At 67.7% G+C, this 25,708-nt stretch carries 22 protein-coding genes; 7 read left to right on the top strand and 15 right to left on the bottom strand.

Translation table 11 applies throughout. From position 1 onward, the window contains the following. Positions 1 to 29: 29 nt before the first annotated feature. From ACQ3HB_RS06210 to ACQ3HB_RS06180, 7 genes are all read right to left on the bottom strand, one after another. Complete coding sequence (locus ACQ3HB_RS06210) at positions 30 to 782, bottom strand: ComEA family DNA-binding protein (protein WP_430918727.1); 753 nt, start codon at positions 780 to 782, stop codon at positions 30 to 32. Positions 783 to 928: 146 nt separating this feature from the next. Then, on the bottom strand, positions 929 to 3,499 hold the full coding sequence (leuS, locus tag ACQ3HB_RS06205) for a leucine--tRNA ligase (RefSeq protein WP_430918924.1): 2,571 nt from the start codon (positions 3,497 to 3,499) through the stop codon (positions 929 to 931). Between the two features lie 122 nt (positions 3,500 to 3,621). Then, positions 3,622 to 5,049 carry an anthranilate synthase component I family protein gene (locus ACQ3HB_RS06200; RefSeq protein ID WP_430918725.1) on the bottom strand — a complete coding sequence of 476 codons (1,428 nt, stop codon included), beginning with the start codon at positions 5,047 to 5,049 and terminating at the stop codon, positions 3,622 to 3,624. Further along, entirely contained in the window at positions 5,049 to 6,758 is a 1,710-nt protein-coding gene (gene cydC / locus ACQ3HB_RS06195; protein ID WP_430918723.1) for a thiol reductant ABC exporter subunit CydC, read from the bottom strand. Before cydC ends, ACQ3HB_RS06200 begins: the two co-directional genes overlap by 1 nt. Next, on the bottom strand, positions 6,751 to 8,532 hold the full coding sequence (cydD, locus tag ACQ3HB_RS06190) for a thiol reductant ABC exporter subunit CydD (protein ID WP_430918721.1): 1,782 nt from the start codon (positions 8,530 to 8,532) through the stop codon (positions 6,751 to 6,753). The genes cydC and cydD overlap by 8 nt, the downstream gene beginning before the upstream one ends. 9 nt (positions 8,533 to 8,541) lie before the next feature. Next, positions 8,542 to 9,546 (bottom strand): cytochrome d ubiquinol oxidase subunit II, encoded by a 1,005-nt coding sequence (gene cydB / locus ACQ3HB_RS06185; protein WP_430918718.1) that lies wholly within the window; start codon positions 9,544 to 9,546, stop codon positions 8,542 to 8,544. A gap of 9 nt (positions 9,547 to 9,555) precedes the next feature. Beyond that, the gene (locus tag ACQ3HB_RS06180; protein WP_430918717.1) at positions 9,556 to 10,977 is read right to left on the bottom strand and encodes a cytochrome ubiquinol oxidase subunit I; all 1,422 of its coding nucleotides are present in this window, start codon (positions 10,975 to 10,977) and stop codon (positions 9,556 to 9,558) included. 251 nt (positions 10,978 to 11,228) lie between these two features. On the opposite strand from ACQ3HB_RS06180, the gene ACQ3HB_RS06175 reads away from it, so the two are divergent. The 3 genes from ACQ3HB_RS06175 to ACQ3HB_RS06165 all read left to right on the top strand — a co-directional run bounded on the left by ACQ3HB_RS06175 (position 11,229) and on the right by ACQ3HB_RS06165 (position 14,255). Continuing rightward, a complete protein-coding gene (locus ACQ3HB_RS06175; protein WP_430918715.1) occupies positions 11,229 to 11,936 on the top strand; it encodes a DedA family protein in 708 nt (235 codons plus the stop codon). Between the two features lie 65 nt (positions 11,937 to 12,001). Beyond that, complete coding sequence (locus ACQ3HB_RS06170; RefSeq protein WP_430918714.1) at positions 12,002 to 13,036, top strand: App1 family protein; 1,035 nt, start codon at positions 12,002 to 12,004, stop codon at positions 13,034 to 13,036. A gap of 157 nt (positions 13,037 to 13,193) precedes the next feature. Further along, entirely contained in the window at positions 13,194 to 14,255 is a 1,062-nt protein-coding gene (locus ACQ3HB_RS06165) for an FUSC family protein (protein ID WP_430918712.1), read from the top strand. A gap of 144 nt (positions 14,256 to 14,399) precedes the next feature. On the opposite strand, the gene ACQ3HB_RS06160 is transcribed toward ACQ3HB_RS06165, so the two are convergent. Both ACQ3HB_RS06160 and ACQ3HB_RS06155 read right to left on the bottom strand, forming a co-directional pair. Continuing rightward, positions 14,400 to 14,954, bottom strand: coding sequence for a YceI family protein (locus ACQ3HB_RS06160; RefSeq protein WP_430918710.1), 555 nt, complete (start codon positions 14,952 to 14,954; stop codon positions 14,400 to 14,402). Between the two features lie 131 nt (positions 14,955 to 15,085). Next, positions 15,086 to 16,324: a glycoside hydrolase family 3 N-terminal domain-containing protein gene (locus ACQ3HB_RS06155; RefSeq protein WP_430918708.1), complete on the bottom strand. Its 1,239-nt coding sequence runs from the start codon at positions 16,322 to 16,324 to the stop codon at positions 15,086 to 15,088. A 149-nt stretch (positions 16,325 to 16,473) separates the two neighbouring features. On the opposite strand from ACQ3HB_RS06155, the gene ACQ3HB_RS06150 reads away from it, so the two are divergent. Beyond that, complete coding sequence (locus ACQ3HB_RS06150; RefSeq protein ID WP_430918707.1) at positions 16,474 to 17,595, top strand: coiled-coil domain-containing protein; 1,122 nt, start codon at positions 16,474 to 16,476, stop codon at positions 17,593 to 17,595. Between the two features lie 57 nt (positions 17,596 to 17,652). Here the strand turns inward: ACQ3HB_RS06150 and ACQ3HB_RS06145 are convergent, their stop codons facing one another. After that, the gene (locus ACQ3HB_RS06145; protein ID WP_430918922.1) at positions 17,653 to 18,489 is read right to left on the bottom strand and encodes a UbiA family prenyltransferase; all 837 of its coding nucleotides are present in this window, start codon (positions 18,487 to 18,489) and stop codon (positions 17,653 to 17,655) included. Positions 18,490 to 18,693: 204 nt separating this feature from the next. On the opposite strand from ACQ3HB_RS06145, the gene ACQ3HB_RS06140 reads away from it, so the two are divergent. The 3 genes from ACQ3HB_RS06140 to ACQ3HB_RS06130 are packed head-to-tail and all read left to right on the top strand — an operon-like array spanning position 18,694 to position 21,801. After that, entirely contained in the window at positions 18,694 to 19,890 is a 1,197-nt protein-coding gene (locus tag ACQ3HB_RS06140; RefSeq protein WP_430918705.1) for a type III polyketide synthase, read from the top strand. After that, on the top strand, positions 19,887 to 20,654 hold the full coding sequence (locus ACQ3HB_RS06135; RefSeq protein WP_430918703.1) for a class I SAM-dependent methyltransferase: 768 nt from the start codon (positions 19,887 to 19,889) through the stop codon (positions 20,652 to 20,654). The genes ACQ3HB_RS06140 and ACQ3HB_RS06135 overlap by 4 nt, the downstream gene beginning before the upstream one ends. Next, the gene (locus tag ACQ3HB_RS06130) at positions 20,647 to 21,801 is read left to right on the top strand and encodes an FAD-dependent oxidoreductase (protein WP_430918702.1); all 1,155 of its coding nucleotides are present in this window, start codon (positions 20,647 to 20,649) and stop codon (positions 21,799 to 21,801) included. Before ACQ3HB_RS06135 ends, ACQ3HB_RS06130 begins: the two co-directional genes overlap by 8 nt. Before the next feature lie 65 nt (positions 21,802 to 21,866). Here ACQ3HB_RS06130 and ACQ3HB_RS06125 read toward each other — a convergent pair whose 3' ends face one another. The 5 genes from ACQ3HB_RS06125 to ACQ3HB_RS06105 all read right to left on the bottom strand — a co-directional run bounded on the left by ACQ3HB_RS06125 (position 21,867) and on the right by ACQ3HB_RS06105 (position 25,688). Next, positions 21,867 to 22,220: a hypothetical protein gene (locus ACQ3HB_RS06125; protein ID WP_430918700.1), complete on the bottom strand. Its 354-nt coding sequence runs from the start codon at positions 22,218 to 22,220 to the stop codon at positions 21,867 to 21,869. Positions 22,221 to 22,334: 114 nt separating this feature from the next. Then, the gene (locus tag ACQ3HB_RS06120) at positions 22,335 to 22,640 is read right to left on the bottom strand and encodes a DUF7882 family protein (protein ID WP_430918698.1); all 306 of its coding nucleotides are present in this window, start codon (positions 22,638 to 22,640) and stop codon (positions 22,335 to 22,337) included. A gap of 26 nt (positions 22,641 to 22,666) precedes the next feature. Then, a complete protein-coding gene (locus ACQ3HB_RS06115; protein WP_430918696.1) occupies positions 22,667 to 23,182 on the bottom strand; it encodes a GbsR/MarR family transcriptional regulator in 516 nt (171 codons plus the stop codon). Then, the gene (locus tag ACQ3HB_RS06110; RefSeq protein ID WP_430918694.1) at positions 23,179 to 24,789 is read right to left on the bottom strand and encodes an ABC transporter permease; all 1,611 of its coding nucleotides are present in this window, start codon (positions 24,787 to 24,789) and stop codon (positions 23,179 to 23,181) included. Before ACQ3HB_RS06110 ends, ACQ3HB_RS06115 begins: the two co-directional genes overlap by 4 nt. Then, complete coding sequence (locus ACQ3HB_RS06105; RefSeq protein WP_430918692.1) at positions 24,789 to 25,688, bottom strand: ABC transporter ATP-binding protein; 900 nt, start codon at positions 25,686 to 25,688, stop codon at positions 24,789 to 24,791. The genes ACQ3HB_RS06110 and ACQ3HB_RS06105 overlap by 1 nt, the downstream gene beginning before the upstream one ends. Positions 25,689 to 25,708: the final 20 nt, after the last annotated feature.

The raw sequence follows: 25,708 nt of genomic DNA, 5'->3' as shown, positions 1-25,708 counted from the left end.
ACCGGCGCCTCCCGCACCCGCCGTGCGCATCAGACGCCCACCAGACTTCGCAGACCTTCGAGCGTCTTGTCCCCGATCCCGGCCACGGAGCCGAGGTCGTCGACGGTCGTGAACCGTCCGTTCGCTTCCCGCCATTCGATGATGCGAGCCGCCATCGCCGGACCGATGCGGGGCAGGACTTCGAGTTCCGCTGCACTGGCCGTATTCAGGTTCACCGTGCCGCCGGCCGTTCCCGAAGCGCCAGCGGCACCGGACGCACCACCGGCTCCCCCAGCACCCACCCCACCGTTCACGGGAGCCTCCCCGAGCACCGGAACGACCAGCTGTTCACCGTCCGAGACGAAGCGGGCGAGATTGACCGCAGATTCGTCGGCGCCGTCCGCATATCCTCCGGCGGCGGCTATGGCATCGAAGCCGCGCGCTCCGTCATCGAGTCGGTACAAGCCTGGTCGATTGACCGCGCCGAGGACGTGGACGAACAGTTCCGCTCCGGAGCCGGGAGCCTGTTCATCGCCGCCGTCGTCGGAATTCGAGCCCACGCCCTGCCCCGTCGTCGGCCGGGCGGACGATGAGCCGTCGGAACCCCGCAGCGCCTCGAGACTCGTCGTCCTGCCCTGCGGACTGAACATCGAGACGACGACGGCCACGGCGACCGCGAGCAGGGCGACGACGATGACTGCGCCGGCGCCGATCCGCGCACGCCGAGCGGCACTCGGCATGATCGACGCACGCGACAACTGTCGTGCCAGTCGCTGTGCGAGCCGCTCGTGATCGTCGTCCATCCCAGGACGCTACGTGAACCGATCACCCCGCGTGCCGACGTGCCGCCCGCTGGGGAGAAACCACGAAACGGAGCGCCCTGTGGAGGACGCCCCGTTCGGAGTCGGAGCTGGAGCGACGACCGACCGCGCCGCTACTGCAGGAGGGACTACCCCTTCGTCGAGATGCTCACGACGCGAGGGGCCCGCACGACGACATTGACGATCTCACGGTCGCCGACGCTGCGCACGACCGCCGCACTCGCACGAGCGAGCGCTTCGAGCTCGTCGGTGCCGATCTTCGGCGAGACCTCGAGCCGGTCGCGCACCTTGCCGTCGACCTGGACGACCGCGGTGACCTTGTCCTCGACGAGGAGCGTCTTGTCCGCCTTGCGCCACGGCACGAGCGCCACGGACGGTTCGTAGCCGAGCTTGGACCACATGTCCTCCGCCGTGAACGGAGCGAAGATGTCGAGCGCCATGGCCGTGACCTCTGCCGCCTCACGAACCGCTGCATCGCCAGCGCCCGGACCGGAGTCGATCGCCTTGCGCGTCGAGTTCACGAGTTCCATGAGGCGAGCGACGACGACGTTGAACTTGCCGGCCTCGATCAGACCCGGTGCTTCCGCGAGGAACCGGTGAGTGACCTTGCGCAGCGCTTCATCTCCGGACTTCCACACCACGTCGGGCGAGCTCGTCACATCGTGAGCGATGCGCCACGCACGGCCGAGGAACTTGGCCGAACCGGCGGGCGAGACGTCCGCCCAGTCGATGTCGTCCTCTGGCGGCCCTGCGAACGCCATCGTGACGCGCAATGCATCGGCTCCGTATGCCTTGAGCTCTGCTCCGAACTCCACGAGGTTGCCCTTGCTCTTGCTCATCTTGGAGCCGTCGAGGAGGACCATGCCCTGGTTCAGCAGCGCGCTGAACGGCTCGGTGAAGCCGACCTTGCCGAGGTCGAAGAGGACCTTCGTGATGAAGCGCGAGTACAGCAGGTGCAGGATCGCGTGCTCGACGCCGCCGACGTACTGGTCGACGGGCGCCCACTTGTCGGCCGCTGCCGAGTCGAACGCGACCTCGTCCGAAACCGGGTTCAGGAACCGGAGGAAGTACCACGAGCTGTCGACGAAGGTGTCCATCGTGTCCGAGTCGCGCTTGGCGGGCTCGCCACAGTTCGGGCAGGCCACGTTGATCCAGTCCTCCGCCGCGGCCAGCGGGCTCATGCCCTTCGGGCGCAGGTCGAGACCTTCGGCCGGGGGCAGCAGCACGGGCAGCTGGTCCTCTGGGACCGCGACCTCGCCGCAGCTCTCGCAGTGGATGATCGGGATGGGTGTACCCCAATAGCGCTGACGCGAGATGAGCCAGTCGCGCAGACGGTAGTTCTTCGCCGTGACGCCGAGACCGCTCGATGCGAGCGCAGCGGTGACCTTCGAGATCGCCGTCTTCTTGCTGAGACCGTTGAACGGTCCGGAGTTCGTGAGGCGGCCTTCTCCCGTGAGCGCGACACCGGTCTTCGCCGGATCGATCGACGGCAGGTCGTCGGGCAGTTCGCCGTCGACGATGATCGGGATCGCACCGGTCACGGGCTGCGTCGTGTCGACGACGACCCGGACGGGCAGGTCGAAGGTCCGGGCGAAGTCGAGGTCCCGCTGGTCGTGCGCCGGCACGGCCATGATCGCTCCGTGACCGTAGTCCGCCAGGACGTAGTCGGCCGCCCAGATCGGCAGGCGCTCACCGTTCAGCGGATTGACCGCGTAGCGCTCGAGGAAGACGCCGGTCTTCTCGCGTTCGCTGCTCAGACGGGAGATCTCGCTCTCGCCGCGCACCTGCTCGAGGTAGTTCTGGAACCGCAGGCGGACATCGACCGATGCGCCGGAGACGAGCTCCGCCGCGAGGTCGGAGTCGGGTGCGACGACCATGAACGTCACGCCGAAGAGCGTGTCCGGACGGGTCGTGTAGACGGTGACGGGCTCCGTGCGTCCTTCGATCTCGAACGTCACGTCTGCACCGGACGAGCGTCCGATCCAGTTGCGCTGCATCGACAGGACCTTCGACGGCCAGGTGCTCTCGAGCTGGTTGAGGTCGTCGATCAGACGGTCCGCGTAGTCGGTGATGCGGAAGTACCACTGCGTGAGGTTCTTCTTGGTGACCTCGGCGCCGCAGCGCTCGCATCGACCGTCGATGACCTGCTCGTTCGCGAGGACGGTCTGGTCGTTCGGGCACCAGTTGACGGGGCTGGCCTTGCGGTACGCGAGGCCCTTCTCGAAGAGCTGGAGGAACAGCCACTGGTTCCAGCGGTAGTACTCGGGGTCGCTCGTGTGCAGTTCGCGGTCCCAGTCGAACGACGTCCCGTACTGACGGAAGCTCGCCTTCTGCTGGTCGATGTTCTTGTACGTCCACTCACGCGGGTCGGTGCCGCGCTGGATCGCTGCGTTCTCCGCGGGCAGGCCGAAGGAGTCCCAGCCGATGGGGTGCAGGACGTTGAAGCCCTGGTGGCGCCAGTAGCGGGCGACCGTGTCGCCGAACCCGAAAGCCTCGGCGTGACCCATGTGCAGGTCGCCGGAGGGGTAGGGGAACATGTCGAGGACGTACTTGCGCGGACGCTTGTCCGCGAGGTCGCCGGTCGCGAACGGCTTCAGTTCGTCCCAGACCGGGAGCCACTTGTCCTGGATGGCCTGAAAGTCGTACCGTTCACCCAGTCGCGGGTCTTCTGACTCCGGACCGACGGTTTCGTGGCCCATGATGTTGCGTTCGTCTGACACGTCACTCTCAATCGCTGCCGGTGCTGATGGACGGCACCTGTCCCGCTCAGGAGGAGGGGCAGGGCGGGAACGTTCGGAGACGTTCCGTCCGAGGATCAAGACTACCGGGATTCCGGAGTGTCGCCCTCGATGCCGAGCGCTGCGAGCAGGGCTCCGGCCTTCGTGCGGGTCTCCAGCAGCTCCTCTTCGGGGACGGAGAGGGCCGTGATGCCGCCGCCCGTGCCGATCGTCGCCCGCTCGCCGTCGAGCACGATGCTCCTGATCACCATCGCGAGGTCGGCCGCGCCGTCGTCCCAGAGCGCCCCGAACGTCCCCGCGTAGACGCCTCTCGGGCCCTGTTCGAGACCGTGGAGGATCTGCATCGCACTCCGTTTGGGAGCCCCCGTCATCGAGCCGGCCGGGAAGCACGCCTCGATCGCGTCGGCGGCTCCGAGCCCAGCGCGGAGCGTTCCGCGGACGGTGCTCACGAGCTGGTGCACCTGCGGGTAGGACTCGACGAGGTGGAGGCCGGTCACCGTCACCGAACCCACCTCGCAGACCCGTGCGAGATCGTTGCGCATGAGGTCGACGATCATGAGGTTCTCGGCCTGTTCCTTGTCGCTCGCGCGGAGCTCTTCCCGGAGTGCCGCGTCCTGCTCCGAGCTCCGGCCGCGAGGCCGTGTGCCCTTGATCGGTTTCGTCGTGACGATGCCGTCGGCCGTGACGTCGAGGAACTGCTCCGGCGACGAGCTCAGGAGTGCGATGCCGTCGATGCGGATGAAGCCGCCGTGGTGAGCAGGGCTGAGCGCCCGCAGCCGCAGGTACGTGTCGACGTCGTCGTGTGCTCCCTCGACGCTGAGTTCGTTCGTGAGGCACAACTGGTAGGCGTCGCCCTGACGGATGCGCTCCTGGCAGGCTTCGACGAGTGCTCGATACTGTCGGTCGCCCCACCGCGCGACCACCTTGCCGCCGAGGGCCGGCGCGCGCGGCTCGCGGAGTTCATCGGCCCGGGTGTCTCCCGGTGGGGTGTCCTCGGCCGTGAACAACGGGGAGAGATCGGCTTCCATCGAGGCGAGCCAGGCCTCGTCAGCGGACGAGAGCGTGACGGTGCGCATCGCATGGTCGAAGACCACGACGTCGTCCGCGCGCAGCAGCGCAGCATCAGGTGTCGTCGTCGGTGCGACGGGAACGCCGACGTGGGACGCCCCGGCTTCGTAGCCGAACCAACCGACCCACCCGCCTCCGAGGGCTCCTGGCAGTCCGGACGTCCGGTCCGACGTCGGCGGGCGGAGGACGTCGAAGATCGATCCGGCCTCCGTCCGCTCACTCGACATGTCTCCAGCACGCCGCCGGTACCGGATCGTCCGGGAAGCGACGTCCGCGACGATCGTCCGGGAAGCGATGCCGAGCACGCTGTGCCCACTCGTCGCGCCGGGCCCGGAATCGAGCCAGAACACCTCCGCCTCTGCCCTGAAACAGGTGAGGAACGCGTCGACGGGCTCGACCCAGCCGGCCAGGACCCTGCTGCGCCTGGCGGTCGTGTCGTCCATCAGACGATCCCGCTGCCAGATGCGGTGGAACTGCTCACACGCGTCGGAGCATCGAGGTGGATGCGCTGCGTCACGAGTTCGTCGGCGACCGCCGTGTGGGAGATCACGATGATCGCCCGGTGGTCCGCTTCGGCCGCGCCGAGCAGATCGGCGAGGAGCGCATCGGCACGGTCCGGATCGACGTTCGCGGTGGGCTCGTCGAGGATCAGGACGGGAAAGTCGTGCAGGAGGGCTCTGGCGAGGGCGATGCGCTGCGCCTGACCGCCGGAGACGAGCGCGCCCTGCTCCCCCACCGGTGCGTCGAGACCGCCGCGCGCTTCGAGCCATTCGCCGAGGCCCACGCGCTCCAGCACGGCGATGAGCTCGTCATCCGTGGACGTGTCCTTCGCGAAGAGGAGGTTCTGACGCACGTCGATGTCGAACAGGTACGGCCGCTGCTCGATGAGACCGACGACGGTCCGGACCGCATCGGGCGCGAGCGTGTCCGCGTCGACGCCGTTCAGCCGGTACTCGCCTCCGTGCTCCAGGAACCGGACGAGGGCGTGGGCGAGGGTCGTCTTCCCCGCACCGCTGTCGCCGGAGACGAGCAGACGATCGCCTGCCTGCACACGGAAGCTCACGGGTGCGAGGGCGTCGTGGTCGGCGCCGGGCCAGCGTGCGCTGAACCCCTGCACCGAGAGGCTCAACGGCGAGGTCGATGCCAGGAAGGCGGTGTCCGCAGCGGGTGCACCTGACGCGTCGTCCGGAATGCCGACGGGCAGCTCCTCCGGAACGGCGGCTGCAACACGTTCAGCGCTCGCCCTGGCTTCACGCCAGGCGCCGAAGGCGAGGGGCACCATGCCGCAGACCTCGAAGACGGCGAGCGGAACGAGCGCGATGACGGTCAGTGCCGGTCCGCCGATCGATGCGAGCGAGGGGATGCCGAACCAGAGCGCTGCGACCGTCGCGAGACCGGCGGCGAGGGACAGCACGGCGCCGGCGATTCCGGCTCCTGCGGCCCGACGAACGGTCGCCCGGGTCAGCGCGGCGTCAGCATCCGTGACTCGCTCCAGAGCCCGATCCATCGCCCCGTATGCGGTGAGCACGTCGAGGTTCGTCACGAGATCCAGGATCGCGTCGGAGACGGAGCCGCGCAGCGGCGACAGCTCACGTTCCGCTCGCCCCGCAACCCACGAAACGAGCAGCCAGGACACGGCGAACGCCAGGAGGAGGCACACCGCGAGGGCGATGCCGGCCGGCGGATGCACGATGCTGATGAGCGCCACGGAGCCGATGGCGACGACGCCGGAGATGAGCAGTGGTTGGACGACGCGGAGCGGGACGTTCTGCAGTTCGTCGACATCGGTCACGACTCTCGTGAGGAGGTCTCCTCGCCCCGTCTGCTGCAGACCGTCCGGGGCGATCGGGATCACCCGTTCGACCATTCCGGCGCGCAGTTCCGCCAGCTGCCGGAAGGCCGCGTCATGGCTCAGGAGGCGTTCGAGGTAGCGGAACGCCGCTCGGGCGAGCGCGAAGGCACGCACGCCGACGACGGCGACGCCGAGTTCCACGATCGAGGGCTGCTCCCCCGCCTTCGTGATGAGGTAGGCGCTCGATGCGAGGAGGGCGACGGCTGCTCCGGCGGAGAGGATGCCGGAGAGCAGGCCGGGGAGGAAGCGCTTCGTCCGCGGCTGAGCGAGGCGGACGATGCTGCGCACGCGGTCATCCATGGGTCGCAGCCTCCATTCCGTGCGTGAGTTCGGGAGTCAGCGGGACGCCTTTCGGCGGATCGAGTCGGATCTCGCGGTCGGCGGCAGTGACGAACGCTGTTCGATGGCTCACGACGATGACGATCGCTCCGCCGCTCGCTGCGGCGCGGACCGCGTCGATGACGACCGACTCGGAGCGGGTGTCGAGCGCTGAACTGGGTTCGTCGAGCACCAGGACACCGGGGGCCGCACCGCCGACCGCACGACGGCCGAGCCGGTAGAGCGCCCTCGCGATCGCGACCCGCTGGGCTTGGCCTCCGGAGAGACCGTCGCCGACGACGCCGATCCGATCCTCGACGTCGATCGCCGACAGGCCGATGCGGTCGAGCGCGGCCCGTGCGAGCTTCGAGGACGGCTCCGGGTCGCCGAGCGCGACGTTCTCCAGGACGGTGCCTCCGATGAGCGCGGCTCGCTGTCCGGCCCACGCGACGAAGGGGCGCTCCATCGCACCGCCGTCGAGAACGTGTCCCGCGTAGCGGATCTCCCCGGACACACCGTCTGCGGGAACGAAGCCGAGGAGCGCGCCGAGCAGACTCGACTTGCCCGCTCCAGACGGTCCGGTGATCGCCGTCACGGTGCCGGGGAGGAAGGTCGTCGAGAACCGGTCGACGGCGATCCGGTCGCCGTAGCGCACGCTGACGTCGTCGAAGACGAGTGGTCCGCCGACCGAGACGTGCGTTCGAGCCGGTTCGCGGTCGGCTGGTGCAGCTGCGCCACGGCCACCGGCTGCACCGTCGCCGGTGCGGTCATCGGCACCGGCCTCCGCCGACCCCTCGAACGCCGCGGCGGCATCGAGGATGACGAACGCGTCCTCCGCTGCCGTGACGCCTTCGGAGGCGGCGTGGAAGTTCGTTCCGACGTTCCGAAGCGGGAGGAAGGCCTCTGGCGCCAGGATCAGGACGAAGAGGCCGACCGCGAGCAGCATCGAACCGTCGATCAAGCGGATGCCGATACCGACGGCGACCACGGCGACGGCGAGGCTCGACGCGAGCTCGAGGGCGAATCCGCTCATGAACGAGACCCGGAGGACCTTCATCGTCTGTGCCCTGTAGTCCTCGGTCACCTGTCGGATGCGCCGGACCTGCCGGTGCTGCCGACCGAAGACCTTGAGCGTCGCCATCCCGCCGACGAGGTCGAGGAATCCCTTCGAGAGATCGCCGAGCGTCTCCCACTGCTTGCGCTGCAACGACTGCGTCGCGAGTCCGATGAGAACCATGAACACAGGGATGATCGGCAGCGTCACGAGGACCGTGATACCGCTCACGACGTCCTGCAGGAAGATCACCAGAACGATGATCGGCGTCGCGATCGCCGTGAGGATGAGTTGTGGGACGTAGCGACCGAAGTAGGGGTCGAGGGCGTCGAGTCCGCGAACTGCGATCGTCGTCACCTCCGCACTGCTGCGCTGTGACATCCACGACGGACCGAGGACGGTCACCGCTCCGACGACCGCTCGCCGGAGTTGGCTCCGGACGCGCGCCGACCCTCGCGCATTGACCGTTTCGGTCGCGAAGATGACGGTCGCCCGGAGCACGACGACTGCGACGAGCAGCCACAGTTCCGGCACGAGCGATGCGAAGGGGTCCCCCGCGATCGCTCGCGTCACGAGTTGTGAGACGAGCCAGGCGAAGCCGAGGATGCACAGGGTCTGCACGAGGGCCAGCACGGCTCCCGCTGCGAAGACGAACCGTGCGGCCCCGGCGTATCGGAGCAGTCGTGGATCGAGGGGGCGCACGTTGACAGGCTAGTGCGCGTGGGCTTCGATGTGCTTCCGGCTGATGCGCTTCCGGAAGATCCAGTACGTCCACGCCTGGTAGCCGACGATCAACGGCAAGAACGCGAGAGCCGTCCAGGACATTATCTGCAGGGTGTACGGCGACGACGATGCGTTCGCGATCGTGAGGCTGTTCGCGGGGTCGTTGCTCGCCGGCATGACCGCCGGGAACAGGGCCGAGAACAGCGTCAGGACGGCCGCCGCGATCGTGATCGCCATGAGCGTGAACGCGACGCCCTCACGTCCCCTGAGATTCGCGAACCACGAGCCGATGAGCGCGAGCGCTGCAACCGTCGCGAAGATGAGCACACCGAGCGAGAAGTGCGCCAGGAGCGTCCAGACGAGGAACGTTGCAGCGACGACGATCGCGAGGACGCCGGAACGGATCGCGAGCTTGCGTGCGCGTTCCCGGATGTCGCCCTCCGTCTTGAGCGAGACGAAGACGACTCCGTGCGTGAAGAACAGGAGCAGCGTCGTCAGCCCTCCGAGGATCCCGAACGGGTTCAGGAGCGTGAAGATCGTCCCGGTGAAGTTGTGACCCGCATCGAGCGGCACACCTTGCACGATGTTCGCGAACGCGACGCCCCAGAGGAACGACGGCAGTGCCGAGCCCACGATGATCATGAGGTCGAACCGTGCTTTCCAGCTCGATTCCGGACGCTGGTGCCGGTACTCGAACGAGACGCCACGGATGATGAGTGCGAGCAGGATGAGCAGCAGTGGGAGGTAGAACCCGCTGAACAACGTTGCATACCATTCGGGGAATGCAGCGAACAGGCAGGCTCCGGCAACGATCAACCAGGTCTCGTTGAGGTCCCAGACCGGGCCGATCGTGTTGATGAGGACACGTCGGTCGGTCTGGTCCTTGCCGAGGAACGGGATGGACATGCCGACGCCGAAGTCGAAGCCGTCGAGGACGAAGTAGCCCACGAAGAGGGCGGCGATGATCCAGAACCAGAGGATGGTGAGGTCCATGAGTCGCTCCTAGTAGACGGTGAGGGCCGGGGCGGTGCGACGCGTGTCGTCGTCATCGCCTGGTGGTGGCATCTCGACCGGTTCCGGGCCGGTCCTGATCGCCTTCACGATGAGACCGAACTCGACGACGGCCAGGCTGCCGTAGACGACGGTGAAGGCGATGAGCGAGATGAGGACGTCGAGTCCTGTGGTGTTCGGCGAGACCGCGTCCTCCGTTTTCAGGAGGCTGAAGACGATCCAGGGCTGGCGTCCCATCTCCGTGAACACCCAGCCGACGGTCATCGCGAGGAACGGTAGCGGGAAGGCCCACACGGCGATCTTCCACATCCACCGTTTCGGCTCGCGGCCCTTGCGGGTGAACCAGAGTCCGGCGACGGCGACGAGCACCGATGCGATACCGAGGCCGATCATCCAACGGAACGCCCAGTAGGTGACCCAGATGATTGGCGTGTAGTCGCCGGGACCGTACAGGGTCGTGTACTGCGCTTGGAGGTCGTTGATGCCCTCGACCGTTCCGTTGAGCGTGTGCGTCGACAGGAACGAGAGGAGGTACGGGATCCGGATCGAGAAGAGCTCGTGCACCCCGTCCGGCGTTCCGAGGGTGAAGATCGAGAAGGACGCGTTCGCTCCCGTCGCCGTGTTGTACAGCGCTTCCGCGGCCGCCATCTTCATGGGCTGCGTCTCGACCATCGCGAGGCCGAGCGAGTCGCCCGCGAGGAACGTCGCACCGCCGGAGATGATCATCGTCCAGAGGCCGAACTTGAGTGCCGGTCGCATCGCTTCGACGTGCTGGCCCCGCGCCAGGTGGAAGGCCGCCGCCGTGATGATGACGGCCGAGGACACCATGAAGCACGCGAAGATCGTGTGCGGGAAGGCGGCGAGTGCAACCTTGTTCGTGAGCAGTTCCCAGATGCTCGTGAGCTCTGCTCGACCGCGCTCCGGGTTCAGCGTGTAGCCGACCGGGTTCTGCATGAACGCGTTCGCGGCGATGATGAAGTACGCCGACAGGATCGAACCGGCTGCGGTGATCCAGATGGTCGCGAGGTGCACCTTCTGCGGAAGTTTGTCCCATCCGAAGATCCAGAGACCGATGAACGTCGCTTCGAGGAAGAACGCCAGGAGACCCTCGAGCGCGAGCGGTGCGCCGAAGACGTCACCGACGAAGCGGGAGTAGGTGGACCAGTTCATCCCGAACTGGAACTCCTGGACGATTCCGGTGACCACGCCCATCGCGAAGTTGATGAGGAAGATCTTCCCGAAGAACCGGGTGAGGTGCAGGTAGTGCAGCTTGCCGGTGCGCACCCAGGCGGTCTGGAAGATGGCGACCGTCGTTGCCATGCCGATCGTCAGTGGGACGAAGAGGAAATGGTAAACGGTGGTGAGGCCGAACTGCCAACGCGAGAGCAGTAGGGGGTCGAGCAAATCGTTCACGATGAACACTCCAGTTTCGCGACATCCGTTTGTGGCGGTATGGCGAACGGTCCGGCCCTGGCGGAGTGGTCATCTCCGTGGCTTCGCCCCGTGTCGTCGGCACCAGACTACACCCGATTTCCACTGTGGTCAGACCACACTCACATCCGCGGAAACACGGATCAAATCGTGTACGAAAACGCTCGCGGAAAGACGCGGATCGTGCATGTTCACCAGGCTCGAAAACAGCTCCTCCCGGTAGGCTCTGACGGATGAACGACCTGCTCACCCAGCTGCTCGACCTCGTCCAGAGCGTCGACCCGGTGACGCGGACGATCCTCGCCGGAATCGGCATCATGCTCGAGACCTCGGTCCTCATCGGTCTCATCGTCCCCGGCGACACCGTCGTCATCGTCGCGAGCACCGGCGTCTCCGGTGCGTTCCAATGGATCGCGATGATCATCGTCGTGATCGTCGGAGCCCTCATCGGTGAGAGCATCGGGTTCGGGCTCGGTCGATGGTTCGGTCCGAAGATCCGCGCGAGCAAGCTCGGCAAACGCATCGGCGAACAACACTGGACGCGGGCTGAGCACTATCTCGATCGCCGTGGCGGCATCGCCGTCTTCGTCTCCCGATTCCTTCCCGTCCTCCATTCCCTCATCCCCTTGACGGTCGGGATGAGCACCATGAGCTACCGCAAGTTCATCGCGTGGACGACGCCGGCGTGCATCATCTGGGCCAGCGCGTACGTGTCCGTCGGCGCCATCGCCGCGGGAAGCTATCGCGAGTTGTCGGATCGCCTCCACTGGGCCGGGTACATCTTCGTCGCCATCATCGCCGTGTTCCTCGTCGTCGCCCTCATCGTGAAGAAGGTGCTGGAACGCAGCCAGGAGCGTCACATGCAGCGAGCGGGCGACGGTGACGCCAACACGATGGAGGAGCCGGACGAGCCGAGCGCACCGTCCGGACCGACTGCGTGACACTGCACACGGTCGGGTTCATCTCCCGACCCCGGGTGCCCGCCAGATCATGGAAGACTGGTGTGGTGAAGGCATCCGAACGACCCGAATCCGGATCGGACGCCGGCGCTCAGATCCGGCACCGTGCAGCCCGTATCGAAGACGCCGTGCAGCTGTGGCGACAACGTCGAGCCCGGAAGCGTGGTCGTGTCGCGACCGTCATCCCGTTCACCGGGTACGGCTCGACCGAGTGGATCCGTGTGCTCGCGCGTGTCGTCCTCACCTACCCGGGCGAGATCGGTTCGAAACCGCAGCAGAAGGTGCGCGGGTGGCGCAGTTTCTTCGCATTGAGCGTCGCTGATCCGATCGTGACCGTCGAGGTCGACGGAACAACGCACACGGTCTCGGGCGATCGCGGTGGCATCGTCGACGTTCGCGTTCCGGTCGCCCTCGAGCCCGGCTGGCACACGATCACACTCAGTTCCGAGGGTTCGGAACCCATCGAGGCTCCCGTCTTCATCGTCGCTCCGGACATTCGCTTCGGTGTCATCTCCGACGTCGATGACACGGTCATGGTGACGGCACTCCCCCGCCCCCTCGTTGCCGCTTGGAACACTTTCGTCTTGGACGAGCACGCACGTACTCCGGTTCCGGGGATGGCGGTGTTCCTCGAGCGGACGGTTCGTGATCACCCCGGGTCTCCCGTCATCTACCTGTCGACCGGTGCGTGGAACGTCGCTCCGACGCTCACTCGTTTCTTGTCGCGGAACCTCTATCCGTCCGGGGCTCTCCTCCTCACCGACTGGGGTCCGACCCACGACCGGTGGTTCCGCAGCGGCCGTCAGCACAAGCAGACGAACCTCGCCCGGTTGGCCGAGGAGTTCCCGAACGTACGGTGGCTGCTCGTCGGCGATGACGGTCAGCACGATGAATCGCTCTACCGCGAGTTCGAACGTGCGCACCCCGACCGAGTGAGCGCCGTGGCGATCCGTCAGTTGTCGGCCGGTGAAGCCGTGCTCGCCGGAGGTCGCTCGAAGCCGGAGCTCGACGATGGCGCAGCCACGTGGGTGTTCGCGCCGAACGGTGCCGGCCTGCTCGATCAGCTCGTCGACAAGCTGTAGCAGCACGTCCGGTCCTTCCGCGTCGAACGGTGCGGTCCCGCGAGGTTGGGGTCGTGCACTTCGACATGCTCAGTGACCGGCACGCGCCGTACGAGAGAGGGAGAACCGCGCCGTCAGCGTTCACTGCCCTCACACCGCACCGTCCTAGAGTTGTGGGGTGAGCGTCGTCCCGAGAATCCGCACCAGGTCTCGCCTGCCCATCCTGCAGGTGTTGAAGACGGCGCTGTCGGCGGTCCTCGCATGGACGATCGCGATCACCCTGCTCCCCCAGCAACTCCCGGTGTTCGCAGCCGTCGCAGCGCTGCTCGTGGTGCAACCGAGCATCAACCAGTCGTTCGGCAAAGCGCTCGAACGAACGCTCGGCGTCATCACGGGCGTCATCGTCGCGACGATCATCGGCCTCGTGTTCGGCGACAACGCCTGGATCGTGCTCCTCGCGATCGTCCTCTCGATCCTGCTCGCCTGGGTGCTCAGACTGGGACCGGGAGCAGCGAACCAGATCCCGATCAGCGCGATGCTCGTCCTCTCGATCGGCGCAGCGACACCCGACTACTCGTTCGCCCGGATCCTCGAGACGCTCATCGGGGCGGCCGTCGGCCTCATCGTCAACGCCCTCATCGTGCCTCCGGTCCTCCTCGCCCCGGCGAAACAGGCCGTCGCGGATCTCGCGATCGCCTGCGCCGATGCCCTCGACCGGCTCGCGGACGCGCTCCGCAGCGAACAGACCGGAACGTCGCTCACCGACCTCCTCACCCGGGCACGAACGCTCCGGCCGATGCGCGACAAGGCGGCCGAAGCGATCTCGCAGGGCCAGGACAGCCTGATGCTCAACCCGAGGCGGTCACGACACCGTGACGAGCTCGAACATCAGCAGGCGCTCCTCGAACGGCTGCAACCGATCGTCACGAGGACGCTCGGCATGACTCGGACCTTCCACGACCACTACGACGAGACCCTGCACGACGAAGCGACCGTCGAGGCGATCGCCACCGAACTGCATCGGGCGAGCCACGATCTCCGTCTCCTCGTCGCGGATGCGCCACCGACGGACCACACGCCCGCAACGGCGGAGATCCCGGCACTCACGGCGCCGCTCATCATCCGACAGCCGCATCCGGAGCACTGGATCCTCATCGGATCACTCATGGAGGACCTCCGGCGCATCCGGAACGAGATCGTCGACGACGGCGACGAGTCCAGCGCGGCGGAGCGTCCGTAACGGTCGACGGCCGCACACATCAGCACACGTCTGCGCCACTCAACGGCAGGACCATCAAGGGCACCCGGACATGACGAGAGGGCCGACGGGAGCTTCCGCTCACCACCGGCCCTCTCGGGTCATCGCCGCCGTGCAGCGCGCGGCTTACGCTTGGAGTGCGGCCTGCAGTTCGATCGTGATCGTGACCTCGTTGCCGAGGAGCACCCCACCGGTCTCGAGGGCCGCGTTGTAGGTGAGGCCGAAGTCCTCACGGTTGATCTTCGCGACGGCGGTCGCGCCGGCCTTGTAGTTGCCGTAGGGGTCTCCGCCGAAGCCGCCGAACTCGAGCTCGAAGGTGACGGGCTTGGTGATGCCCTTGATCGTGAGGTCGCCGTCGACGAGGTAGTCGTCGCCCTTGACGCGGGCACCGGTCGACACGAAGTCGATCGTCGGGTACGTCTCGGCCTCGAAGAAGTCGCCCGTGCGGAGGTGTCCGTCGCGGTCGGCCTGGTTGGTGTTCACCGATGCGACCTCGGCCGAAGCCGTGACCGTCGCTTCAAGGGGGTTCTCGGGAGTGACGAAGGTCGCGTTGAAGCGCTCGAACTTGCCCTTGACCTTGGAGACCATGATGTGGCGGATGCTGAAGCCGACCTCGCTGTGGGTGGGGTCGATGTTCCAGGTGCCGACCTTGTAGCCGGGGATCGTCAGGATGTCGGTCATGCGTTGCTCCTTGTAGATGAAGTGGTTGGGACCGCAGATGAAGAAGTCCGTGCGATGCGTCCGCGCCGCAATCTATGCAAACGCAACGACTTCTGTCCTATTCCCCGAATCCGAAAATCTTCAGGAGTCGTTCATCGGCCGGACACGGGCGCCCCTGAAGGGGCGGGCGCTGAGGACCCCGACGCATGCTTCTCGCCGATGCGGAGTCGAGCGTCGAGGAGTTTCGCCGCCGCATCGTCGACGAGCTGCGCGGGGATGCGACCGGAACGGACCGCGGCCGCGAGATCGCTGACAAGCACTGCCGGATCGACTCCGGAGACAGCGGGATCCGCGGCGAGTACGTAGAGCAGCATCGTGTTGCCGGCGAGCACGGCACGGATCGCGTTCTCGGACGGGTCCTGGAACTCGGCGATCCCCGTGTGCTGCAGCATCAGCATGTCGTCGGTGATCGTGATGCCGTCGAAGCCGAGATGCTTCCGAAGCACGTCATGCCAGGCCGGAGAGAGCGATGCCGGAGCCGCGTCGATCGAGGAGTAGACGAGGTGCCCGAACATCACGAGATCGGCGCCTGCAGAGATGCCGGCCTCGAACGGCAACGCATCGGTCGACGCCCACTCGGCCTGCGACATCGGCGTCGAGGGGAGGGTCGAGTGCGAGTCGCCCGGCGCGGCGCCGTGGCCGGGGAAGTGCTTGATCGTGCTCAGCACGGTGCCGCGTTCACCGTCGACGGCGGCGGTCACGCGGTCGGCGGCGTCCTGCGGCGTCGTGCCGAGCACCCGGTCGTAGATGAACGACGACGGGTCCGCGGTCTCGTCCGCGACGATGCCGAAGTTGACGTTGCATCCAGCGGCCGCAAGCATCGCACCGCGACCGGCGAAGGCCGTCCTGGTATCCAACGCCGGCAGGGCTTTGAGCGACTCCGCGTTCGCGAACGTGTCCTCGTCGATGCGTTGAACGGTCCCGCCCTCTTGATCGATGCCGATGAGCAGGGGAACCGTCGGGTCGGGACTGAGCGCGCCGGTCAGAGCTGGGAGGGCGTCGAGCCCGGGCATGTTGTCGCCCATCAGGATCAGCCCACCCGGCTGGATCGTATCGACGAAGGAGCGGATGGCACCGGCGTCGGTTCCCGGAACGTGCAGCATGAGCATGCTCGAGATCTTCTGCTCGATGGTCAACCCGTCGAGCAGTTCGTGGACGCGTCGTTCCCTGACGGCATCCGCCGACTCCGGGGTGGGCGTCGCGCTGGGCGTCAGTGCCGCAGACGATGAAGACGTCGGCCCCGAGCTCGTCGCGCAGCCCGTCAGCAGGGCAGCGGCGGCGAGCACCGCACCTGCCGCGAGCACGGTCCGTCGAGTCAGTCCGGTCAACACTCGGGCGAGTCTACCCAGCGGCCCTGGGAACAGGCGTACCGTCGAAGGATGATGCGAAATCCCTGTTCAGCGGCACGGCATGCGTGTGACAGGAGTGACGGATGTGACGAACGAGGTTACACTTTCCGGGTGACTGTCTGGCTGGAATCATGCGCGCTCCGTTGATCCGCGCCACCGCGATCGGAGCGGCGGTCCTCATCGCGCTCTCGATCGCCGCTCCGGCGCACGCGGACGACTACCCCAGTTGGGACGAAGTCCAGGCAGCGAAGAACAACGAGGCGACGCAGCAGGCGGAGACCGATCGCATCACCTCGCTGCTCCAGGGCCTCGAGGCGGAGTCGGCGAGACTCGGCGACGAGGCGACGGCCACAGCGGCTGCGGCCGGCGAAGCGAAAGCCGCGCTCGAGCAGCAGACGGAACGGACCGATGCTCTCGAGACCCAGGCCGCAGCAGCAGCTACGACCTCGGCGACCACCAAACGACAGGCCGGCAGCGTCATCGTCCAGATGTCGCGCATGGGCGGCACGGATTCATCACTCGCGATCGTCCTGTCCGGCAAGAACAGGAGCAGCGACCTGCTCTACCGTCTGAGCGCCATCGGCAAATTGAGCGAATCGAGCAGTGCGACGTACGCGCAGGCCGTTGCAGCGAGCAACACCTCGGCCGCGCTCTCCAAGCAGGCCACGGAAGCCGAAGCGGAACGCACGAGGCTCTCGGCTGAAGCAGACACCAGCTACCAGTCGGCCATCGCGGCGATCAAAGCGGCGGACGCCGCCGTCGCCGAACAGCAGGCCAACCGCGATCGCCTGTACGCACAGCTCGCCACACTCAAGAACACGACGGCCGAGGTCGAGAAGGCCTACGCCGCCGGCGAGGCGAAGCGCCAGCAGGACGAGGACAACGCCGCGGCTGCAGGTGGCGGAGGCGGCGGAGGAAGCCCGGCTCCTCCCGGCGGAGTGAGTTCCGATCCCGACGCCGCGAAGGCCTATGCGCGCGGAGCCGTCGCCTCCTACGGCTGGGGCGACAACGAGTACCAGTGCCTCCTCCGGCTGTGGACCCGCGAGTCGAACTGGCGTGTCGACGCCTACAACCCGGCGGGCCCCGCGTACGGCATCCCTCAGTCGCTCCCCGGCAGCAAGATGGCCTCGGCCGGCGACGACTGGCGGACGAACCCGGCGACCCAGATCAACTGGGGCCTCAGCTACATCTCGGGCCGGTACGGAGCGCCCTGCGGCGCGTGGGCCCACTCAGAGTCCTATAACTGGTACTGAGCGCAACTGGTACTGAGCGACTGATGCGGAGCCCGGCGGGCTCCGTCCAGTGCGCACTCACACCGTGAGCGTCGTCCCGCTCAGCGCGAGCTGCACGGCGATCACGAGCGCAGCGATGATGATGAGCTGGAACAGCAGTCGTGACGGCGGCCGACTGACGACGAGCCGGATCCCGACGGCGACGATCCCGAGCACAACCACGAGTGCGACGACCGAGAACACGCTCGGCGCACCCGATCCCGCGAGCAGCGGACCGACGAAGACGAGCGCACCGCCGATCGCCAGCGCGACGAAGGCGACGACGCCGGACGCCACTCGGCCCAGCCGATGCGGGAGCCCTCGTACGCCAGTGGTTCGATCGTCGTCGAGGTCAGGGAGCACGTTGGTGAAGTGGATCGCGACGCCGAAGACGGCGCCGACGCCGACGGCCCAGGGCGCTGCGAGGGCCGGCACAGGCGAGGCGAGGGTGACGACGGCGGGCAGCAGCCCGAAGCTCACGATGAACGGCAGCACGGAGAACGCTGTCCGCTTGAGTCCGAGGTTGTACGCCCACCCCGACGCGACGAGCACGATGTGCGCGATCGCCGACGGGACTCCGAGCGCGAAGGACAGCGGCACGGTTGCGACACCCGTGACGACGGCCGCCGCGCGCACCGACCCGATACTGATGAGGCCCTGTGCGACGGGCTTGTCCGAACGGCCGACCTGACGATCACGCTCGGCGTCGATCCAGTCATTGGACCACCCGATCGACAGCTGGCCGACGAGGATCGCGAGCGCCACGAGGACACACCGCCACCCGTCGAAGCCCAGGGCGACGGCGAGCACGACGGCGAGGGCGGTGACGGCGAGCGAGGGCCCGGGATGGGAGGAGAGCGCGAGCCGTCTCGCCATCGTGAACACGGCACCAGCTTAGGGATCGCACGGGCCTCGCAGCGCACGCCGCGCCCGCCAGCTCCCACCGGCGGAGCAGTCGACGGGACAGCCGACCGGACAGTCGACCGGACAACCGACGCGTTCCATGTCAGACCGCTCCTCCGGCGTCAACCCCGCGCTCCACGTCCACTCTGTTCAACAGGTGCGGGGTTACAATCCGGTATGTCCGTCACAGTGAGGTCGATCGGGACCGCGGTCCCGAACACCGTCCTCCACCAGTCCGAAGTCAAGTCGGTTTTCAGCGCGCAGCCGGGTCTTTCACGGCTCGGGACCCGCATCATCGGTGCGGCGTTCGACGCCTCCGCGATCACCACGAGGCACACCGTCATCGATGAGCTGTCCTTCACGAATCCAACCGAGGACCCCGTGTTCTACGACGCGGCGAACGGTCTGATCCTCCAACCGCCGACGGGTGTGCGCAACGACGCGTATGCGAAACACTCCCCCGAGCTCTTCCTCGGCGCCGCCCGCCGCGCGCTGGAGGGGGCCGACGGCATCGACGCTTCGGACGTCACCCACGTGATCACCGCCTCCTGCACGGGATTCTTCGCTCCGGGACCCGACTACGTACTCGTCCGCGAACTCGGGCTATCGCCTTCGACCCAGCGTTACCACCTCGGGTTCATGGGGTGCTACGCCGCGTTCCCCGCGCTCCGTGCCGCAGCGACGTTCTGCATCGCCGACCCCGACGCCGTCGTGCTCGTCGTGTGCGTCGAGCTGTGCTCGCTCCACCTGCGATCCTCCAACGACCCGGACACGATCGTCGCCTCCTCCGTCTTCGCCGACGGCGCGGCCGCGGCGGTCGTGACCGCTCGACCCGCACCCGCGGGAAGCACCGTCCTGGACCTCGACGCCTTCGAGACCGTCGTCGTGCCGGACGGCGAAGCGGACATGGCGTGGACGATCGGCGACCACGGTTTCGAAATGGTGCTGAGCAGCTACGTGCCGCAGATCATCGAGCACAACATCGAGCAGGCGCTCGCGCCGCTCCTCGCGCGCAGTCCGGGCCTCGCAGATGCGCCGTACCGCGCGATCGAGCGGTGGGCGATCCATCCGGGCGGGCGGAGCATCCTCGACAAGGTCCAGCACACGCTCGACCTCGACGACGCGCAATTGGAGCCCTCGCGCGCGGTCCTCGCCGAGTACGGCAACATGTCGAGCGCAACGGTGCTCTTCGTCCTCGAACGCATCCTCAAAGGACCTGCTCCCGAACTCCCGGAGCGGGTCTGCTCCATGGCCTTCGGTCCCGGGCTGACGGTCGAGACGGCGCTGCTCACGGCACGAACGGTGGCGGTCGACGGCGCGTCGCGCTCCACGGCACGACCGACGATGTCAGTGCCGGCAGGAGCCAGCGCATGACCCCCCCGGCGACACAGCCGACCGAGGCCACACGAGTCGACCTGAGCAGACGGGCGACCGAGCTGCGCGAACTGATGGACGATCCCCACTGCGATCTCGCTCGCCTCGAGCGCACCTACGAGGAGTTCATGACCGTCAACCGGCTCGTCTCCGGCTGGCGTGGGATCTACCGCTCGCGCATTCGCCCGTTGCTGGCGGCGGATCGTCTGACGACCCTCCTCGACATCGGCTTCGGCGGAGGCGACGTGCCACGCGCTCTGGCCCGCTGGGCGGCCTCCGACGGACTGCGCCTCGCCATCACCGCCATCGATCCCGATGAGCGCGCCGGGCGATTCGTGGGCGCCCTGCCGCCCGTCCCCGGCGTGACGTTCCTTCGGGCGAGCAGCGACGAACTCGTCTCGGCCGGACGGTCCTTCGACCTCGTCACGTCGAACCACCTCCTCCACCACCTCGACGACGACGCTCTCCAGCAGGTGCTCGCGGACAGCACGGCACTCGCGAACCGGCGCGTCATCCACAACGACATCGAACGCAGTCGCATCGCCTACGCCGCGTACGCACCGGCGACGCTCCCCTTCGCACGAGGGTCCTTCATCCACCAGGACGGCCTCCTCTCGATCCGCCGCAGCTACCGTCGCGACGAACTCGCGGCCGTCGCACCGGCGGGCTGGCGGGTGGAACGCAGCCTGCCGTTCCGCCTCCTGCTCGTCCACGACTCCGACGGCTCCGCGCCGGCCGACGCAGAGGGCAGCGCCCGTGCGTGATGTCCTCGTCATCGGAGGAGGTCCGGTCGGCACCTTCACCGCGGCGGTCCTCGCCGCGTCCGGGCTCGACGTCGAGGTCTGGGAGCGCAGAACGGCGGCGTCGGATCACTCCCGCGCCATCGGCATCCATCCGCCCTCCCTGCACGCGTTCGCGAAGCTCGGCGTCGACGAGGCGTTCCTCGAACAGGCCGTGCTCATCCACTCCGGCATCGCGACGAGCCGCGGACGCGAACTCGGCGTGGTCTCCTTCGACCGCTCCGACGCACGCTACCCCTTCATCGTGGCGATTCCGCAGTCGACGACGTCCTCGATCCTGAACCGGAAGCTCAGCGAGCTCACGCCCGACGCGCTTCGGATGGGCGTCAGACTGGACGCGCTCCGGTTCGACGGTCCCGTCGTCCACGCCGTCGGAACCGCGGATACGGACGGGCCGTCTCCGAGACCCGTCACGACGTCGGCACGCTACGTCGTCGGAGCGGACGGGGCCAGAAGCCTCGTGCGCCGACTCCTCGGCATCCGGGCGCCGGAGCGCACCTATCCGGACTCCTACGTCATGGGCGACTTCGCCGATGAGACGGGAGCGGGGAGCACGGCGGTCATCCACCTCGAACCGGGCGGCGTCGTCGAATCGTTCCCGCTCCCCCACGGTGTGCGTCGGTTCGTCGTCCGCACGGATGAACCCGCCGACGGCATCACGCCCGACGATCTCGCGCAGCTCGTCCACACGCGCACAGGACTCAGAGTCGACCCGACGACGTCGACGATGGTGAGCGCCTTCGGTGTCCGGCGGCGGATCGCCCACCGGATGGTCCATGGGCGCGTGATCCTGCTCGGGGACGCGGCCCATGAGATCAGCCCGATCGGCGGGCAGGGCATGAACCTCGGCTGGGGCGATGCCATCGCGTTCGCCGAACTCATCGCGCGCGGCGTGCGGGCGGGGACGTCACCGACGCACGCCCTCGAAGCCGTCGGCGCAAGCAGGGTGCGCGCAGCACGGCGAGCAGCACGTCAGGCCGAGGCGAACATGGCGCTCGGTCGTCCAGCGCATGGACCGGCATTGCTCGCCCGTGATGCGATGCTCCGGCTCGCGCTCGCGACACCGGCTCGCCGGATCCTGGCCGACGCGTACACGATGCGCTGGCTCTGACAGGACGCGGACCCGCCCCACCCGACTCGTCCGGAAGCTCGTCCGCGAGCGCCCCGGCGCACCACCTATTCGAAGTCGAAGTCGCTCGCGCTCTCGTCCGCAGGACCGACCGTCGAGCTCACGGTCGACGCCCGTTCAGGGCCCAGCCGTCTCGTCATCCGCCTGAGCAGCGCCACCGAGGTGTCGCTCACCGGCTCCTCGAACGCGACGTCCACCGAGGTCAGGAGCGCTTGGCTCGACGGACCCGCGACGAACTGGACTTCCGTCGGCGTCCCACGGTCCGTGAGCGCCGGGAGACTCACCACGCCGGCCTCGCCAACCCTCGTCAACGCTCGAAGGTACTGGAGGAGCGCAGCGCCGACGGCATCGCTCACGTAGAACGCTTCACCCGCATATCGCAATCGCCGCATGACTGCCATGTTTCGCCCCCACGCGATCTCGGGCAAGGGGTTGCGTCGGCGTACGTCAGTGGGTAGCGGGGTCCGAATGAAGGCCACGACCGGGCCGATGCGTCGATGGCCCGGCCCGCCGATCTACACGGATTCGATCTCCGGTACGATCCGGAGGTCGCCGTTCGCGTTCGCCTCGCGCATGAGCCGCTCGAGCCAGTCGCGGTTGAGCTCGGGTCGCTCCGGCTCATCGAACTCGAATTGCAAGCCGATCGACGGGTGGACCCAGATCGAGGTCCGGCCTCCGCCCTCGGCCTCGTCACGGGACCAGGACACCGTGAACGACTCGTTCCGGCGCAGTTTCATCACGATGACCGATTTGACGTGGGCGAGCACCCGATCGTCCATCGCAATCCGTCGTGATCCGCTCCCGTAGACGATCGTTCCCATGCGCTCTCCTCCTGCTGACGAACATGCTAACCCGAGGAACGGTCCATACCCAGCCCTGACGCACTCCTCGTCGCCGAGGCGCTTCGCAACTCGTTCCACTCGTCGAGGACCGCCGGAAGACGTCGCTCGAGGAAGCGGAAGAATTCGGCCATCTCCTCCAAGCGCGCCCGCCCGTTCGGTCCCAGCTGTTCCGCGGCCTGCTCGGAGAGACCGACGATGTGCGTGTAGAGGTCGGTCTTCCCGATCGACACGGTGTACCAGGGGTGCCGGGGAAGCTCGTAGACGTACCGGCGACTGCCGGCCAGCTGGTGCCGGGTGAGGAGTCCGATCGTCACGAGGTACCGGACCGCTCCGGAAACGGCTGCAGGGCTCGCCTGCAGCTCCTCAGCGAGTTGGTCGGCGGTGAGCGCAGACTCCTCTGAGGACATCAGGAGCATCAGCACCGCGGCCGGCATGCGCGGGAACCCGTTCGCGGCGAGGGCGCTGACCGTCTGGGCGATCGGATCCTCCGTCAGACGTTGCACGGCGTCGGGCTCGCTCACGCGGTCATCTCCCGTCCGCGCACCGCCACGATGGACAGTCCCGCGAGCACGATCGCGATGACGCACAGGACGACGGCACCCGACCAGTCCGCGTCGGCGGTCGGCACGGCCGGCGTGTGCGTGAACGGGCTCGCATCGCGCACCCCTTGCGAGAGCTGCAGGAGACCACCCAGCTGGCCGACGACGAACCCGGCGCCGAGGAGCGCCCAGCCCACCGGGATCGTCAACCGCGGGACGAACGCGAACAGCAGTGCCGTGATCGCGACGTAGACGAGCCCCGCCGGCAGCTGTGCGAGGCCGCCGCCGATGCTCGACCACAAGCGGTCCACGTCTGAACCGGTCACGAGGAAGGTGAGGCCGCACGCGAGCCCGGCGGCGAGTGCGACGGCCAGGACCGACAGGACGGCGACGAGCAGGTAATCGGCGAGCCACACGATCCGTCCGACGGGAGCCGCGAGCACGAGCTCCGCCCGCCCGTCCACCTCCTCCGATCTCGCTCGGATGATGGCTTGCACTCCGGCTGCGGCCGCGAGCACACCGGCGATGCCGAGGATGGCCGCGACGAAGAGGTCGGCGAGGCCGCCTCGACCGCCGGGCACAAGACCCGCGATCACCGCCGTGATGCTGGAATCCGTCGTGAGGGCACTCGCGAGGTTGTTCGCGAGTCCACCGCCCAGTGCTCCGAGCACCGCCCCGCCGAGCACCCAACCGACGATCGTCGGCCAGTGCATCCGCCACACGAGGGCGACGTTCGAGTGGAACGCCGGCCGCCCGGCCGCTCGTCCGTCCCGCTCACGGATGACACTCGAGCCGAGGTCGCGCGTGGCCTGCAGGACGAAAGCGACGACCACTGTGACGATCGTGAGTCCCCCGAGGAGGAGCAGCGGAGTCGCCTCCGCCTTCGTGAATGCGAACGTCTGTTGTCCCCAGCCGATGGGCGAGAGCCACGACGGCCACGCGCTCGTGATCGACAGCCCGTCGGCTCTGGGCTCGCCGAGCGCGTCACCGGCGGCGCGGAGGACGAACGCGACTCCGACGAGCGCCGAGCCGATGCCGTTCGCGGCGCGCGATGTCGGTGCGAGCTGTGCCATGAGCAGCCCGATGCCGATGAACGCGATGCCGACGCCGGCGGCGGCCAGACCTGCGAGCAGGGACCCCCTCGCCTCGAGCCCGCCCGCGATGAACGCGAGTGCGACGACGAGCCCGAGCAGGAGATTGGCGAGGACGCCGAGTACGAGCGTGGCGACCGCGCCTGCGGTTCGACCGACGGGAGTTGAGCGGAGGAGTTCCAGCCGCCCTCGCTCCTCGTCCGCCCTGGTGTGCCGTGTGACGAAGAAGACGCTCATGAAGGCCGCGACCATCGACACGTAGACGAACACCTGGAAGAAGACGTACGAACCCGTGCTCGCGCCGTCCGGTACACCGCGGAGGGCGATGATCGACGGCGTCGCGACGGCGACTTTCAAGAGGTTCGCGCGGTCGGCCTCCGTGCCGAACTCGGCGCCGACGGCCGACGAGCTCGTCAGCGCCAGAAGCCCTGCGCCGATGATCCAGATTGGGAGTTGGAACCGGTCCCGCCGCGCCTGCAGGACGAGGAGACGGAACATCAGGACGCCGCCGGGATCCGGTCGCCGTAGTGGCGGAGGAAGAGTTCTTCGAGCGATGGCGGCGTGGCCGTCATGGCGTCGACCCGCGAGCCGGCGAGGTGCGCGACCACGCGGCCCACGGCATCGGTGCTGACGTCGAAGCGCAGGGTGTCGCCGTCCCGAACGGCGTGCAGGACACCCGGAAGGGCTGCGATGGCGTCGACGTCGGCGTCGGTCACGACCGTGAACGCCGTACTCGTGAGGTGTCGCATCTCGCTGAGGGTGCCGTGCTCCACGGCGATCCCGGAGCGGATGATCGTCACTCGATCGCAGAGTTCCTCGACCTCGCTCAGGATGTGGCTCGAGAGGAACACCGTCGCGCCGTCGGCCGTCACACGCTTGACCTGTTCGCGGAAGACCGCCTCCATCACGGGATCGAGACCGCTCGTCGGCTCGTCGAGCAGGTAGAGCTCGGCTCGACGCGCGAACGCTGCGATGAGCGCGACCTTCTGCCGGTTTCCCTTGGAGTAGCTGCGGGCCTTCTTCTTCGGATCGAGGTCGAAGTCGGCGATGAGCCGCGCACGCAATGCAGGATCGGCTCCGCCGCGCATCCCCGCGAGGAGGTCGATCGTCTCACCGCCGGACAGATTCGGCCACAGGGTCACGTCGCCCGGGACGTACGCGAGTCGTCGATGGATCGGGACGGCAGCCGTCCAGGGGTCCTCACCGAAGACGGTGACGCGTCCGGAGCTGCGTCGCGTGAGTCCGAGGAGCACCCGGATCGTCGTGGACTTCCCGGCGCCGTTCGGGCCGAGGAATCCGTGCACTTCACCCTCATCGATACTGAGGTCGAGTCCGTCGAGGGCGCGGACCCGGCCGAACTGCTTCACCAGGCCCGAGGCCTCGATCACTGTTGGCATAGCGCGAATCTACCAAATTC

The sequence above is a fragment of the Plantibacter lichenum genome (genome assembly GCF_050587525.1).
GTDB lineage: Bacteria > Actinomycetota > Actinomycetes > Actinomycetales > Microbacteriaceae > Plantibacter.
This window is presented reverse-complemented; position numbering and strand designations above follow the sequence as displayed.

Excerpts from the sequence above, each read along its gene's own strand:
- ACQ3HB_RS06210 (WP_430918727.1), bottom strand. The coding sequence starts at position 782 with ATGGACGACGATCACGAGCGGCTCGCACAGCGACTGGCACGACAGTTG.
- leuS (WP_430918924.1), bottom strand. The coding sequence starts at position 3,499 with ATGGGCCACGAAACCGTCGGTCCGGAGTCAGAAGACCCGCGACTGGGT.
- ACQ3HB_RS06200 (WP_430918725.1), bottom strand. The coding sequence starts at position 5,049 with ATGGACGACACGACCGCCAGGCGCAGCAGGGTCCTGGCCGGCTGGGTC.
- cydC (WP_430918723.1), bottom strand. The coding sequence starts at position 6,758 with ATGGATGACCGCGTGCGCAGCATCGTCCGCCTCGCTCAGCCGCGGACG.
- cydB (WP_430918718.1), bottom strand. The coding sequence starts at position 9,546 with ATGGACCTCACCATCCTCTGGTTCTGGATCATCGCCGCCCTCTTCGTG.
- ACQ3HB_RS06175 (WP_430918715.1), top strand. The coding sequence starts at position 11,229 with ATGAACGACCTGCTCACCCAGCTGCTCGACCTCGTCCAGAGCGTCGAC.
- ACQ3HB_RS06160 (WP_430918710.1), bottom strand. The coding sequence starts at position 14,954 with ATGACCGACATCCTGACGATCCCCGGCTACAAGGTCGGCACCTGGAAC.
- ACQ3HB_RS06150 (WP_430918707.1), top strand. The coding sequence starts at position 16,474 with ATGCGCGCTCCGTTGATCCGCGCCACCGCGATCGGAGCGGCGGTCCTC.
- ACQ3HB_RS06145 (WP_430918922.1), bottom strand. The coding sequence starts at position 18,489 with ATGGCGAGACGGCTCGCGCTCTCCTCCCATCCCGGGCCCTCGCTCGCC.
- ACQ3HB_RS06140 (WP_430918705.1), top strand. The coding sequence starts at position 18,694 with ATGTCCGTCACAGTGAGGTCGATCGGGACCGCGGTCCCGAACACCGTC.
- ACQ3HB_RS06135 (WP_430918703.1), top strand. The coding sequence starts at position 19,887 with ATGACCCCCCCGGCGACACAGCCGACCGAGGCCACACGAGTCGACCTG.
- ACQ3HB_RS06125 (WP_430918700.1), bottom strand. The coding sequence starts at position 22,220 with ATGGCAGTCATGCGGCGATTGCGATATGCGGGTGAAGCGTTCTACGTG.
- ACQ3HB_RS06120 (WP_430918698.1), bottom strand. The coding sequence starts at position 22,640 with ATGGGAACGATCGTCTACGGGAGCGGATCACGACGGATTGCGATGGAC.
- ACQ3HB_RS06110 (WP_430918694.1), bottom strand. The coding sequence starts at position 24,789 with ATGTTCCGTCTCCTCGTCCTGCAGGCGCGGCGGGACCGGTTCCAACTC.
- ACQ3HB_RS06105 (WP_430918692.1), bottom strand. The coding sequence starts at position 25,688 with ATGCCAACAGTGATCGAGGCCTCGGGCCTGGTGAAGCAGTTCGGCCGG.